Source organism: Brevibacillus sp. HB1.3 (genome assembly GCF_013186635.1).
GTDB lineage: Bacteria > Bacillota > Bacilli > Brevibacillales > Brevibacillaceae > Brevibacillus > Brevibacillus brevis_D.
On record NZ_JABMIT010000001.1, the window covers coordinates 22,769 to 37,177 of the forward strand.

At 46.7% G+C, this 14,409-nt stretch carries 13 protein-coding genes; 5 read left to right on the forward strand and 8 right to left on the reverse strand.

What is annotated here, in order from left to right:
- Nucleotides 1-24: 24 nt before the first annotated feature.
- The 3 genes from HPY31_RS00125 (at nt 25) to HPY31_RS00135 (ending at nt 3,058) form a co-directional block, all read left to right on the forward strand.
- Nucleotides 25-1,215, forward strand: coding sequence for an HlyD family secretion protein (locus HPY31_RS00125; RefSeq protein ID WP_172137517.1), 1,191 nt, complete (start codon nt 25-27; stop codon nt 1,213-1,215).
- Complete coding sequence (locus HPY31_RS00130) at nt 1,205-2,383, forward strand: ABC transporter permease (protein ID WP_172137519.1); 1,179 nt, start codon at nt 1,205-1,207, stop codon at nt 2,381-2,383. The genes HPY31_RS00125 and HPY31_RS00130 overlap by 11 nt, the downstream gene beginning before the upstream one ends.
- A gap of 162 nt (nt 2,384-2,545) precedes the next feature.
- A complete protein-coding gene (locus HPY31_RS00135) occupies nt 2,546-3,058 on the forward strand; it encodes a YpuI family protein (RefSeq protein ID WP_172137521.1) in 513 nt (170 codons plus the stop codon).
- A gap of 78 nt (nt 3,059-3,136) precedes the next feature.
- Here the strand turns inward: HPY31_RS00135 and HPY31_RS00140 are convergent, their stop codons facing one another.
- The 5 genes from HPY31_RS00140 to HPY31_RS00160 all read right to left on the reverse strand — a co-directional run bounded on the left by HPY31_RS00140 (nt 3,137) and on the right by HPY31_RS00160 (nt 8,681).
- On the reverse strand, nt 3,137-4,537 hold the full coding sequence (locus HPY31_RS00140) for a S8 family peptidase (RefSeq protein WP_172137523.1): 1,401 nt from the start codon (nt 4,535-4,537) through the stop codon (nt 3,137-3,139).
- An 85-nt stretch (nt 4,538-4,622) separates the two neighbouring features.
- Nucleotides 4,623-5,393: a Cof-type HAD-IIB family hydrolase gene (locus HPY31_RS00145; RefSeq protein ID WP_172137525.1), complete on the reverse strand. Its 771-nt coding sequence runs from the start codon at nt 5,391-5,393 to the stop codon at nt 4,623-4,625.
- Between the two features lie 113 nt (nt 5,394-5,506).
- The gene (locus HPY31_RS00150) at nt 5,507-6,622 is read right to left on the reverse strand and encodes an ABC transporter ATP-binding protein (protein ID WP_172137527.1); all 1,116 of its coding nucleotides are present in this window, start codon (nt 6,620-6,622) and stop codon (nt 5,507-5,509) included.
- A gap of 112 nt (nt 6,623-6,734) precedes the next feature.
- Nucleotides 6,735-7,742: a PucR family transcriptional regulator gene (locus tag HPY31_RS00155; RefSeq protein ID WP_172137529.1), complete on the reverse strand. Its 1,008-nt coding sequence runs from the start codon at nt 7,740-7,742 to the stop codon at nt 6,735-6,737.
- A gap of 42 nt (nt 7,743-7,784) precedes the next feature.
- Nucleotides 7,785-8,681 (reverse strand): metallophosphoesterase, encoded by an 897-nt coding sequence (locus HPY31_RS00160; RefSeq protein ID WP_172137531.1) that lies wholly within the window; start codon nt 8,679-8,681, stop codon nt 7,785-7,787.
- Between the two features lie 162 nt (nt 8,682-8,843).
- Here HPY31_RS00160 and acsA point away from each other — a divergent pair, with 162 nt between their 5' ends.
- On the forward strand, nt 8,844-10,559 hold the full coding sequence (acsA, locus tag HPY31_RS00165) for an acetate--CoA ligase (RefSeq protein ID WP_172137533.1): 1,716 nt from the start codon (nt 8,844-8,846) through the stop codon (nt 10,557-10,559).
- A 47-nt stretch (nt 10,560-10,606) separates the two neighbouring features.
- On the opposite strand, the gene HPY31_RS00170 is transcribed toward acsA, so the two are convergent.
- The 3 genes from HPY31_RS00170 to HPY31_RS00180 form a co-directional block, all read right to left on the reverse strand.
- Nucleotides 10,607-11,620: a cation diffusion facilitator family transporter gene (locus tag HPY31_RS00170; RefSeq protein ID WP_172137535.1), complete on the reverse strand. Its 1,014-nt coding sequence runs from the start codon at nt 11,618-11,620 to the stop codon at nt 10,607-10,609.
- Between the two features lie 27 nt (nt 11,621-11,647).
- Nucleotides 11,648-12,688 (reverse strand): flavin-containing monooxygenase, encoded by a 1,041-nt coding sequence (locus tag HPY31_RS00175; RefSeq protein ID WP_172137537.1) that lies wholly within the window; start codon nt 12,686-12,688, stop codon nt 11,648-11,650.
- Nucleotides 12,689-12,831: 143 nt separating this feature from the next.
- Nucleotides 12,832-13,221: an ArsR/SmtB family transcription factor gene (locus tag HPY31_RS00180; protein ID WP_371811643.1), complete on the reverse strand. Its 390-nt coding sequence runs from the start codon at nt 13,219-13,221 to the stop codon at nt 12,832-12,834.
- A 252-nt stretch (nt 13,222-13,473) separates the two neighbouring features.
- On the opposite strand from HPY31_RS00180, the gene HPY31_RS00185 reads away from it, so the two are divergent.
- Nucleotides 13,474-14,400, forward strand: a complete 927-nt coding sequence (locus HPY31_RS00185; protein ID WP_483297058.1) for a permease — start codon at nt 13,474-13,476, stop codon at nt 14,398-14,400.
- Nucleotides 14,401-14,409 lie beyond the last annotated feature (9 nt).

The window sequence follows — 14,409 nt, forward strand, 5'->3', positions numbered from 1 at the left end:
ATGGAAAACAAGAGGAGAAGACAGATGAACAAACGTGCATGGATCGGTGTAGGTAGCTTTGTAGTGAGCATTGCAGTACTTGGAACCGTATTGTTTGGTTCGAATGTGAGTAGCGTGGCTGGTCAGAATACAACGAAATTAGCAGGTGTAATCGAAGGAACAGAGGTCGACCTTTCTTTCAAAATGGGTGGTTCCATCGAACAGCTCTCCCTGAAAGAAGGAGACGAAGTAAAGGCAGGGCAAGTAGTTGCCACGTTAAGCAGCGCGGAAATCCTTGCGAAGAAAGAACAGGCTGAAGCTGCTTACAAGCTCTCACTCGTCAAGCTTGATCAGGCGAAAAAGGGAGTATCAGTGACGGATAGCTCCAGCAATGCCCAAGTCGACCAAGCAAAAGCAGTAGTCAACTCGGCGCAAGCGCAGCTTGACGCGAACAAAAATGGAGCGCGTTCAGAAGAAATTACGCAGATCAAAGCGAAATTACAAGCAGCACAAACTTCGAATCAAATTGCCGCGACGAATTTGGAACGAATGAAGAAATTAATGGCGGAAGGTGCCGTTCCACAAGTGAAAGTGGAAGAGGCGCAAATGCAAGCAGATAAAGCCCAAGCGGAGTTTAAAGCAGCAGAAGAGCAGTTGAAAATGGCTCAAACTGGATCGCGCAAAGAGCAGGTCGATGCCGCACAAGCACAACTGGATCAAGCAAAAGCTGCATACAACCAAGCGGTAGCGGGGAGAGGTCAAGTAGGCTTGAAGGAGCTGGATGTTAAATCAGCAGAAGCGAACGTCATGCAGGCAAAAGGTGCACTGGCTGAAATGGAAGCCTATGTGAACAACACCAAGCTGACAGCTCCAGTAGATGGTATTGTAAAAGCAGTAGCCGTTCAAAAGGGAGAGCTTGTTTCGCAAGGCTTCACTGTCTTGACGATCCAAACAAAATCAGATAACTATGTCAAATTTTATGTAAATGAATACATGCTTTCGAATGTGAAAACAGGCGATCAAGTGAAATTGTTTGTCCCAGCCCTGAACAGAGAAGTAGACGCCAAAGTGGTTACTGTAGCTCCTGCTGCTGACTTTGCCGTAAAAAAAGCGACACAAGAACTCGGTGATCGTGACATTCGTTCCTTCCAGGTGAAGCTACTGGTGTCCGATTCGGAATTGCGTCCAGGCCTGACGGTTGAGTGGCAACTTGAAGGAGCTGGTAATGGTGAATAGTTTCTCTCACCTGTTCTGGAGCGAATGGAAAAATCTTTTTGCAAACAAAACCATTCGGAATATTCTCTTCCTCGTTCCACTGATTTATTTGACGATGTTCGGTTTTCTGTACAGTGAGAAAAAAGTGATGGAGATCCCTACTGTGATGGTCGATGCCGATCAAACCGAATTGAGTCGTGAGCTCTACCGCGCCTTTGAGGTCGATCATACATTTCGAATCACGTCAATCGTAGGAACAGAAGAAGAAGCAAAGAAGTTGGTTGACAAGGGCGAAGCAAATATCGCCCTGATCATACCTGCTGGATTAGAAAAGGATGTAAAGGCTGGGAGAGAGGCAGAGGTACTGACTGTTATCGACGGCAGTAACATCATGATTTCGAATACGGCAGTTCGAGCAGCGAATACAGCAATTAAGTCTGTTTCAGCAGGAACCACGCTGAAGAAGATGGAAGCACTCGGCGGCTGGGGAGAAAAAGGGAAAAACATGTTTACGGGTATCGACTATCGATACAGAGTGTTGTACAACCCGACCTTCAGCTATCTGTCCTTCATGGTATTCGGTCTTGCAGGTACCGTGCTTCAGCAAGTACTGTTCCTTGGAATCGTATTGTCCGTGGCCCAGCAGAAAGAAGAGGGGACCTGGAAGGATACACTCTCTCGTCATAGCTTCTTCGCGATCACGGCGAGCAAATTGTTGCCGTACTTTCTGGCAGGAACCCTCAACATGTTCCTGGCGTTTACACTGATGTTAAAAGGTTTTCATATCCCTTATTACGGAAGTACGTTTGATCTAATGCTACTGGCTAGCATGTTCAACTTGGCGGTGTTGGCTATCGGGTATGCCATCTCCTTTGTGTCCAGCAGCCAGCTCCAAGCTACTCAGATCGGGATGATGATTGCAGTCCCTTCTTTCATGCTATCGGGTTATACTTGGCCAATCATGTCGATGCCAACAGGGATTGCTGCGATTGCAAAATCTTTGCCGCTGACCTATTTCTTGGGTGGTGTAAGGGAAATTTTGTCGAAGGGACATGGGCTGTCAGCTGTCATGAACGACTTCATGGTTCTCGGTTTCATGACACTCATCGGGTTGTTCGCAGCCTATGTCATTTATTTGTTGCAGATAAGGAAAAGTAAGGGGAAAGTTAGAGAACAAACGGCGGCATAAGTGGAAGGATTTGGCTGCGCCAGAGTGATGGCGTAGCCTTATTTTTGTTTACAAGGATCTTGTTTGGCAGTCAAGTTGTATAAAAATAAACCTTGTGTAATAAATAATCTCTCCTTTATACTTATTATAAAAAAGCAGATTCTTCAACACTAGGGGGACTTTATGTCAGCGACTCATCTAAAGCAATTGTGCGAGGAGACGTATACCAAGTTGAAAAAGGTCAGCATGGAAGTAGAACGTTTTTTGAATCAGGTTACCTTATCTGGTCTTGTATCCGCATCAGGTGATCCTGAAGAATTTGAAACGTATTACCGTAACTATCTTTCCGACTTGCGCCACCTTTTAGTCTACTGCGAAAATGCATACGAAAGGCTGGGAGTATCACTCCGACGCGCACGATTTCATGAGGAGTTTGCAGAGGAAGTATTGTATCAGGTATACCATACCTGTATAAATAACTTCTATTACCCCAAAGGTGAGGTTTATGAAGAAGATGGGCGGTTGGCCTATACGGGTCAGGACTGTATCGTTTTTCGCAAGCAGGTCGTCCCTGAGTTGCAGCAGTTGACCTTATCACTGTCCAGAGTGTTTGAACAATTACGTAATGATTTGCAGTATTACGAGACAGACTACATAGCGAAAAAACAAATGCAACAAGAAAAAGCACGAGCTTAAAAAGCCGTGCCTCTATATAAATGGAAAAAGGTGGAGTGGACCACCTTTTTTATTTTTGAGCTTTTTTGTTCACTAATCTTATTGCGCACCAAAACGCAGACGTTGAAAAAACTTAGTGAGCAAGCCACCGATTGTTTTGGGAGGTTGTTCCGTTTTGACTTCCTCGACCGGCTGGGCTTGACGAAGGGCCTGATTTACATTGATCATCCCGTACCCGTACAATTGATCGTGACCCGGGGCTCCAAGGTCAGTTGCGGAATGTCTTATGAGATTCATCACGTCTTTGGTGTTCATATCGGGATGAACGGAACGGATAAGCGAAGCGAGTGCAGCGACGTGAGGACAAGCCATCGAAGTACCAGATAGCGAGGCATAGTCGCTATAAATGTACGTGCTCGGAATATCGACCCCAGGAGCAGATACATCTACATAATCACCAAAGTTGGAAAAATCTGCGCGTTCTTTACGGTGGTCGACAGCGGCAACGGCGAGGACTTCATCATAGGCTGCAGGATAACTAGGCTGATCGCTCGCATCGTTTCCGGAAGCCGCGACTAACACGACATTATTATCAAAGGCATAGCGACAAGCTTCCCGTAGAGCAGCAGAGGAGGTGTAGTTGCCTACGCTCAAGTTGATGACATCTGCTCCGTTATCCGTTGCCCAATAAATCCCGTGTGCAATGTCTACAGCTGATCCCGAGCCGTCTGCGCCAATAGCTTTGACTGGCATGATCTTGCTATTCCAGGACATCCCGGCAATGCCATCTCTGTTATTCGTTTTCGCTGCTATGACACCAGATACGTGGGTTCCATGACCATTATCATCCTCAGGTTTGTTACTGCCATCCAAAACGTTATAGCCTTTGACCAGCTTTCCAGCAAATTCTGGATGCTTCATATCCACACCTGTATCGACGACTGCTACGATAACATCACTGCTACCTTCGCTGACATCCCAGCTTTTCTCCATGCCGATTAGAGGAAGATTCCATTGGTATTCCTTGTAATACGGATCGTTTGGCTTCACGTTCGGGAGTAAGAGGTAATTTGGCTCGGCAAATACGGAGTCAGGATGTTCAGCCAGTTTTTTCATGAGCTGCTTGGTAGTCATGCTCTTTGATTTGATGATGAGAAATTTGTCAAAGTCTCGCTTGATCTTGGCATCCAAAGAGGAAACAAGCTGATCAATTTTTTCTTGCTTGGGACGAGGGGAAAAGCGCACGACGACTTCATTCTCTACATAATGACTGCGGTCACGTTGGTTATGATGAAGCGTTTGGATATGGCTTTTTTTCTCCAGGTCACGACGAACGTCTTTTACCTGTTCAATGTAGTTAATCCGTGGAATTCTCGCCTGAACGGATGTCACGCGGGGATGAGGTTCTCGCATTTCCTGTTCTGCATGCTGATTCATCCGATACGGGACAGCTATGAGACCGACCAAGGCAATAGCGGCAACAAAAGGCCAGACGCGCAAAAAAACTCACTCCCTCCAGTGCTGTTATCTATATCGTGCACATGAAGGGAGTGTTTATGAAGGAAATAGCTTACAGTTAACGTGACTAGATTAAACCAAGCTTTGCTAAACCATGTTGGATGCCATTGTCGTTTACGTGGCGCGTAATCATATTGGCGAACGGCTTCAATTCTTCATGAGCATTCCCCATCGCTACTCCCATGCCAACATAGGAGAGCATCTCTTTATCATTCAATCCGTCTCCAAAGGCAACAGCATCCGCAGGAGTGAGTCCAAAATGTTTTAAGACGGCTTCAATTCCTTTTGCTTTGGAGCCGTTCGGGGGCAAAATATCCATGCAGTGTTCATGCCAACGAATATAAGAGACGTCATGGAATTCACCTGTGTATCTCGATTCATCTGCGCCACAGTAGAGAAATGCTTGATAAATCGGCGTTTCCTCCCAGTAGCGATGGCGATACGCTGGGTATTCCAGTCCCAACCAATCAAAAGACTCGATGATATGTGGGTGGTCCATCGCATTGGCATAGAAGTGGTCGGCACTCAAAAATACCATCGGATGGGAATGACCCTCAGCCATTTGTTCGAGCTTTGCCAATGTATCAGCCGCAATTGGCGTGTGATGGATGATCTTCCCTTCACTCTGCACATACGACCCGTTAAAGCCCACGAATGTCTCAATGCCCAGCTGCTTAGCGATTGGCATCAAATGATAAGGAGCTCGGCCGGTTGCGATCGCGACATGGACACCGTTTTGTTTTAATGTTTGTACGGCGTCCACCGTTGTTTGTGGAATAATGTGATCGGTGTTCAGTAAGGTTCCGTCAATGTCAAAAAAGACGATTTGATAAGCCACTTCTTATCCGCTCCTCTCCACGCTCTCTCTCGTTGTTTTCTCTCTATAAAAAGGTTTTGTACAAAAAAATAGGAAAAGGAATGTCGGCTGGGACACTCCTTTTCATTTCGCTATTAGAATACAGCTACTTCTGTCTCGCTGTCAAATACATGGCATTTGGCAAGATCCATCGCTAGTTTTACCTTCATCTTTGGTTTTAGCGCTTCACGAGAATCCACGCGCGCTACCATCTGGGTATTCCCGATATTGTGGAAATAGACGTACAATTCGGAGCCCATGTTTTCTACGACTTCAACTTCTGCTTCCAGTGTGCTCTCAAATGGATTTGCTTCCATAAAAGAAGCGTCGCTGTAAATATCCTCCGGGCGAATTCCAAAAATAACCTTCTTATTTACATAACCTTTTTCCCGTAAAGTCTTGGCTTTATCTTCTGGGAAGCGTACATGAATATTTTGGGCATCAAAATAGAGTGCTCCGTCTCTCTCGGAGAGATTCCCTTTCACGAAGTTCATCGCAGGGGAGCCGATGAAGCTCGCGACAAACAGATTGACTGGATGATTGTAGATTTCAGTCGGGGTTGCCACCTGTTGGATAAGACCGTCCTTCATGACGACGATGCGGTCTCCCATGGTCATGGCTTCCGTTTGATCGTGTGTCACATAAATGATCGTGGTATTCAAGCGCTGATGCAGTTTCAAAATTTCCGTGCGCATTTGTACACGCAGCTTTGCATCGAGGTTGGACAACGGTTCATCCATCAAAAATACTTGCGGTTCACGCACAATCGCACGGCCTAGTGCGACACGCTGTCTTTGCCCCCCAGATAGCGCTTTTGGCTTGCGGTCTAGCAAATGCGAAATATCGAGGATTCGCGCTGCATCTTGAATGCGCTTATCAATATCGGATTTGGAGAATTTGCGCAATTTCAGGCCGAAAGCCATATTTTCATATACATTCATATGCGGATAGAGTGCATAGCTTTGAAACACCATGGCGATGTCGCGATCTTTGGGAGCTACATCGTTGACGCGGCGATCGCCTATGTATAAATCCCCTTCCGAAATCTCTTCCAGACCTGCAATCATGCGCAGCGTGGTAGATTTTCCACAACCAGATGGTCCGACGAGAACGAGGAATTCGCGATCTTGAATTTCCAAGTGAAAATCGTCAACTGCCGTAACGTTGTTTCCATATCGTTTATAAATGTGGGAAAGACTTACCTTTGCCATGAAAAAGGCACCTCCTCGGGATTGTGAAGAGAGAAAATTCTTGGATGACTATAAAGGTAGGGTACCAATTCACTTGCAGGTTGGATATGGACAGTATATACGAAATGTTTTGTTAATTTTGACGAAAGAGAAGGTAGAGCTGTAGCAAGACGGCATCAGGAAACAATCGCGGGTCTAATCCGGTTTGTTCCGTCAGCTTGTCCAATCGATACAACAGTGTATTCCGGTGAAGGAAAAGCTGTCGTGCGGTATCGCTTACATTCAATTGTCTGGCGAACAACGTATCTAATGTTTCCAGTTGTTCTTCTGTCATGTACGGAACAGTTATGACAGCGGACAGCTCGTTTGCGAGAGCGACTGCTATTTCTTTGGGGAGAGAAGCTGCCCATCGTTCTAGCGGATAAGACCAATCTCCAGCGACCATCATTTGTGGCCGATAGGCTTGAAGGGCACGAGCTAGTGATACTTGCCGTAAAAGAGTGTCGCCCAATGCAAGTGGACTCGTGATTGGCGATCCGACAACAAAGCGAACGGGTTCCATCCATTCCATCGTAATCAGATCATGTAGGCCAGATGCCCACTCCAAAAGCTCTGAGGCCGTTTTTTGATGATCGAGCATGGAGACAGGAACGATGAGAAGCGCATGTGTTTGTGTTAACGGAATGAAATCGGGTACGCCTTCAAAAAAATCATGCAGCAAGGGCTGCAAAAAATCCCATTCGCCCTTTCGATCCGGTCTGCATCGCTCTAATAAAAAGGAGACGCGCGCTTCTTTCCACGGCCATTTTGCTTCCAGCTGAGCAGGGATTGCAACAGGGGGGCCAAAGACCATGCTTGAAAGCCAATTGGCTATCTGTTTTGGGAGGGGAAGCGTTGCTGAATCATCCACATGAGGAAAAATCAGATCCAACAACGCTCGGGCTGAAGCATGCCAAGATGCCGTTTCGATAAGGATGACTGTCATCACATCGTTGCTCGAATGGACGGCAACTTGCTCCCAGCCTTTTTGTACCCAATCCTGAAGGACCTGCGCTGCTTCTGTTTGTAAAACTTGTACATATTTGATAGGTAAATTTGTCGCTTGTCGGATGTGCTCGACATCTTTCTTCCAATTTTCCACAAGGTGACCCCCATCTCGACACGAAAGTAAGGCTATTATACCTTAGTCGAGGGCGAGCACGGCAGCGGTTTCTTGAAGAGCCGGAGCCGGAGCGGCTATCTCATGAAATGGATCACTGCCCAGTACATGCAAAGTGATCTCGGGACGGGAACGCAGACGGATGTTTACCCCTGTCTGCCCCAGGCCCTCGCTGATGTAAAAGGGTCGACCATCCATCTCGTGAAGACCTTTCACGATATTTAGCTTCGGCAGTTTCCCCATCTTTACGAGATGAAAGGGGCGAGGCCAATGGATCTGTCCTCCGTGAAAATGCCCTGACAACAAATAATCGTAAGCATACTCCTTCATGTGCAAAACTATATTAGGATCATGAGTCAAGACGAGCCTTGCTCCCGTCTCGGGAACACCGAAGAAAGACTTGGCCAGGTTGCTATGGCGCGTGCTGAAATCATCCACACCGATAAGGTGCAAGAGCTGCCCCTTGTGATAGATTGTTTCATTTTCGTTGACAAGAACACGACAGCCAATTCGTTCCAACTCTGATTTTAACTGTGCAAGCTTGAAAGGGGTAAGCACGTAGTCGTGATTGCCAAAAACGACATAAGTTCCGAGTGTAGGCTGTAATTGCTGGAGACATTGCACAAAAGCAACTGCCTTCGGAATATTTTTGTCGCGGTCGAGCAAGTCTCCGGTAATCGCAATCAGGTCTACCTGACGCTGTGAAAAGTCATCGACAATGCGCTGGGGCAATACAGATAAGTTTTCCATGTGCAAATCAGACAAATGCAAGATCGAAATCGGCTCAAAATCATGCGGTTGTTGAAGGTGCCGGGATTTTTGCAAGGGTATTGCTACTTCCTTTATTTGAACATCAAATGTATTGCGATAGGCCCGAAAAAGCAACAAAGCGATAGCGCCAAGTAAAACAAACCAGATCATCAAGGTCAGCCATCTCCTTTGCGGTAAGAATACTGTTCATTATACAAGAAAAAGTTCGCAATCGAATAAGTAGGTTCTGGCAGGAGGAATTACGCAAAAAATGTAGAAATATTATGAATGTTGCGTAGTGAGAAAAACGATGTAGAGTGGGAGAGTGAAGACATGAACGTTGAGAAAATTCCAGCAACGGAAGGCCCTTATAATCTGAAAAATTATGACGAGACATATGCGAATTTTGATTGGGCAGATGTGGAGAAGCAATTCTCTTGGTATGAAACCGGGAAAGTGAACATGGTGTATGAAGCCATTGATCGACATCTCGCTACTGATCGGAAAGATAAAATTGCTTTGATGTACAGCAATGCGACGAGAGACGAGACCTATACTTTCGCGCAATTAAGCGAATTATCCAATAAATTTGGGAATGTTTTGCGGAATTTGGGCATTGTAAAAGGGGATCGCGTTTTCGTCTTTATGCCGCGTTCGCCGGAGCTTTATGTAAGCGTTTTAGGCACGATCAAGGTTGGCGCAATTGTAGGACCGCTGTTCGAAGCATTCATGGAAGCGGCTGTGCGTGATCGCTTGGAAAATAGCGAAGCCGTTGCGATTGTTACGACACCTGCACTCTTGCCACGCATACCCGTAAACGACCTGCCTGCTTTAAAACACGTGATTGTTGTAGGTGCAGAAGAGGAGCTAAAAGAAGGTCACATCCGCTTTGAAAAAGCGATGGAAGAAGCCTCCACCGAACTGGAAATCGAATGGGTTGATCGTGAGGATGGAATGATCCTCCATTACACCTCAGGCTCAACGGGCAAGCCAAAGGGTGTTCTGCATGTTCACAATGCCATGATCCAGCACTACCAAACTGGGAAATGGATTCTCGACTTGCAAGAGGATGATATTTATTGGTGCACAGCCGATCCTGGCTGGGTAACGGGTACTTCTTATGGCATTTTTTCACCTTGGTTGAATGGAGCAACGATTGTCGTACGTGGAGGACGTTTCACTCCGGAAGACTGGTATAGAGTCATTGAGAAGAACAAAGTATCGATCTGGTTCAGTGCTCCGACTACGTTCCGTATGTTCATGGGGGCAGGGGATGAACTCGTCAAGCAATTTGACTTATCCAGTCTGCGTCACGTCCTGAGCGTTGGAGAACCGCTCAATCCGGAAGTCGTTCACTGGGGCATGCGCGTGTTTAATCAACGCATTCATGACAACTGGTGGATGACGGAAACAGGTGCTCAGCTGATTTCTAACTATCGCTGTATGCCGATCAAGCCTGGATCGATGGGTAAGCCGTTCCCAGGTATATATGCTGCGATTATTGACGACCGTGGAAATGAGCTGCCACCGAATCGAATGGGGAATCTGGCAATCCGTACAGGGTGGCCAGCTATGATGAGACAAATCTGGAACAACCCAGCGAAGTACGAAGAATACTTCAGCATCCCAGGCTGGTACGTATCCGGTGATTCCGCATACAAGGATGAAGAAGGCTACTTCTGGTTCCAAGGCCGTATTGATGATGTAATCAATACTTCCGGTGAGAGAGTCGGCCCGTTTGAAGTCGAGAGCAAGCTCGTGGAGCATCCAGCAGTAGCCGAAGCGGGCGTCATCGGCAAACCAGATCCGGTTCGTGGTGAAATTATCAAAGCATTCATCGCGCTGCGGGCTGGCTATGAGCCAAGTGAAGCGTTGATGGAAGAAATTCGCAAGTTTGTGAAAGAAGGACTGGCTGCACATGCTGCTCCTCGTGAAATCGAATTCCGCGACAAGTTGCCAAAAACGCGTTCCGGAAAGATCATGCGCCGCGTCTTGAAAGCGTGGGAATTAGGTCTACCAACTGGTGACCTGTCTACGATGGAAGATTAATCACCAGAAAAACCATCTCTCGAATGCCGGGAGATGGTTTTCTTTTTTTAGGAATGGCTATGTTGTTTATGGTCATGTGGATGGTCGTGGTCGTGGTCGTGCTCATGGTTGTGATCGTGATCGTGGGAATCGGATGTTGCCTGGCAATGTAAGTTACCATGTCGAGTAGAGGAGTTCTCAATCTGGATAGTAGCGTGTGTAATGCCGAATTCTTTTTCCAAAAGGACCAGCGCGTCATTTAACACAGGGTAGCTAGGCAAATCGTCCTCGACAACCAGATGGCATGTCAGGGAATCAAATCCAGAAGTAACCGTCCAAATGTGCAGGTCATGCACTTTGATAACTCCAGGCAGCTGACCGAGTGACTTTTCCACTTTTGTTGTATCCAGCCGAGATGGAGCTCCTTCCAGCAAAATATTGATGGATTCTTTCGTGACGCGCCATGCGCTCAGCATGATCAGGATAGAAACAATGATACTGATGATCGGGTCGGCAATATACCAACCAAATGCCCACATGAGAATGCCGCCTAGTATCGCGGCTACGGAACCGAGTAGATCGCCGAGTACATGAAGATATGCGCTGCGTAAATTGACGTTGTTCTTGGTGTCACCACGCATGAGTACCATGGCTGCAGCGATATTGGCGAGGAGCCCTACAGCAGCGATGATGATCATTGAGCCGCTGGCTACCTTAGGTGGATCCCACATACGTTCGATTCCTTCCCAGAAAATGAACAAGGAAATCACGACAAGAGTGACGCCATTCGTCAGTGCAGCCAAAATTTCAAAGCGCTTCATCCCGAAAGTTCTCTTGGCAGAAGGGGGACGTGATGCGAAATGGACAGCAATCAAGCTCAACAAAAGTGCTAATGCATCGCTTAGCATATGTCCAGCATCAGAAAGCAATGCCAAACTGTTAGTGATGAAGCCCCCGATGGTTTCTACAACCAGAAATACAGCAATGATGAGGAAAGAAATGAGAAGAGCTCGTTTACTGGCTCCTTTTCCATGGTGATGGTGATCGTGACCATCTCCATGATCGTGATGGTGAAAGCCCATGATAGAATCCTCCTTATAGAAAATAATTTATAAATGTTCCACTAGATAAAGGGCGTCTTTTCCTACGCCGCCCATAAGCGCTGACGCCCTCGTATGCTGCCATGGAAGTCCGAGAAAGGATAGGCCAGGCACTTTTGTGATACCCCGAAGATGAATGGGTCTGCCTTTCGAATCAAGCACATCAGGAATACTCAGCCAATCGTAATTTGGTCGAAAGCCAGTGGCCCACAATACGTTATTGACTGTTGCTTCTGTTCCATCTGCAAAATAAACGGTCTGCCCATTAACCTGAACGGTTCGAGAAACCAACCGCAATGCTCCTGAGCGAGAGAGCTCGCGCACCTGCTTTTTGTAGCCGAATATCGGATCGGGTGAGCTGCTCATTTTCTTGCCGATCCAGGTGGAGTGGGGAGCATCGAGTAATCCAAATGTCTTCATGTAATCAAATATAGGTTTTCCAAATATGAAGTTTGGCAAGTAAGAGCGTGATTCTCCCTGTGAAAAAATAACGGGTCGATGAGCGGCGAGCTCTACCGCAATCTGTGCCCCAGAGTTGCCACTGCCAACGACAAGGACCGGACCGTCGATAAGCTGGCTCTCATTCTTGTACTGCGAAGTGTGCAGTTGATGTACGGTGTGGTCCAAGCTGTTCGCAATACCTGGGATAAACGGCGTATGAAATGGCCCTGTTGCAATGACGACTTGCTTCGCGTAGAGCAGACGGTCTTGTGTCCGTACTTGGAAGCGGAAACCAATTTTGCTGAGCTCCATAACAGTCGTACCCAGCATGACAGGCAATTCGAAATGTTTGACGTACAATTCTAGGTAGTCTGCCGCTTCATCCTTGTTCGGGAGCGTATTCTGCTCTCCGGGAAACGTAAGTCCAGGTAGTTGATTATGTTTACGTGGTGTAAAAAGCACCAGCGAATCGTAGCGTTGCCGCCAACTGTCCCCGATCCGTTGGTTTTGCTCCACGATGACAAAACGGCGATTTTTACGCTTGAGTGCATATCCGAGAGCAAGTCCTGCCTGCCCTCCACCAATTACGATGACGTCATAATCGTTCATGATTAGTGCCTTCTTTCTGGTAGGGATTACCTAAATCATATCATATTCATTAAAACATTCAAGTAATTATTTGAATGTTATTTTGAGTATCAGCAAAAAAGGCCGCCACTATTAGTGACGGACCTGTATAAAAGCCAGATAATTTACGGTTTTGACTGCTTCAATTCGGTAGCATGCTCAATACCACACATGATTAAATGGCGGACATGATCATCATCAAGTGAGTAATAGACGAGTTTGCCACTTTTGCGGTACCGGGCAAGACCCATGTTTTTTAACAAGCGCAGATGGTGAGAGGTATTGGGGATCGAACTATTGATGGTTGCTGCGACATCACAAACGCATAGTTCTCCTTCGAGTGCCAGCGCGTAAATAATTTTCGCTCGCGTATCATCTGCGAGAGCCTTGAAGAGAGGGGCGACACCTTCTGTCTCCATCATTCTAGGCCGAAGCCTGTTTACTTTTTCTTCATCGATCGTCTGGACTTCACAAACCTCCAGATCAGTGGGAATGCGCTGAATGTCTTCGCTCACTTCATTCACCCCGAACCGTATGATTTTTTCCATTATAAGACGGATAGAGGGGGAAGGGAAGGCTGTACAACCTGTTCATTTTGTAAAAAAAGGTAAGGAGAAGAAGGAAAAATAGGTGTCTTTATATAAATAGGAATGATACCTATTTACAAATGGAGAGGAGAGAACTCCCGCTTGATTCTGAAGATTCGCCAATTTTTAGTTGAAATAATCGGGGCGCTTCTGCTTGGTCTAAGTGTCGTTTGGTTAACGATGGGAAGAGACAGCAGCTTGTTTTCCGGTTGGAGCATAAAGTGGTCCCCTTTATGGCTTGATGTGAAAACCTTTTTCCTTAGTATTTGGCTAGAAGCAATCCCGTTTGTCCTCTTGGGTGTATTCTTTTCGGCATTTATCCAGACGTTTGTGACAGAAGAGCAGGTGAGGCGTTGGACACCGAAGCATCCACTCGTGGCCCTGCCGTTTGCCGGGTTGCTTGGATTTTTGTTCCCTGTATGTGAATGTGCCATTATCCCTGTGGTTCGTCGCTTGATCCAAAAAGGGATGCCGCTGTCAGTCGGGATTGTTTTTTTATTGGCGGGACCGATTGTGAATCCCGTTGTTTTGTCATCGACCTATGTCGCTTTTGCCCGTCAGCCGGAAATGGCTCTCTACCGGGGCGTTGCGGGATTCGTTGTTGCGCTCATAGTAGGCATGCTTGTCTTCCTGTTTGTCAAAAAAAATCCGATACGGCTCGGGATGGAATCGCAAATCAGTCATGAAGCCGATCATGTAAAAGCGACGAGTGGAAAGCTGTCCTCGACATTTGCGCACGCAGTGGACGAATTTTTTGACATGGGGAAATATTTGTTGTTTGGTGCGTTTATCAGTGCACTTTTACAGGTGTTCATCAGCCGGGATACGCTCATGGACATCGGTCAAACGCCGCTCACCTCCCATTTTGTCATGATGGGGATGGCGTATTTGTTTTCGCTTTGTTCAGAGGCGGATGCGTTTATTGCTGCCTCCTTTGCCAATACGTTTTCAAGCAGCTCGTTGCTTGCGTTTCTGGTTTTCGGTCCCATGCTCGATTTAAAAACGACGTTGATGCTATTTGGAACGTTTCGCTTTGGTTTTGTTGTCAAGCTGGTCGTAGCTATTACGCTTTTGGTGATTGGCGTCACTATGCTTATGCCGATGTAAGGAGGAGAA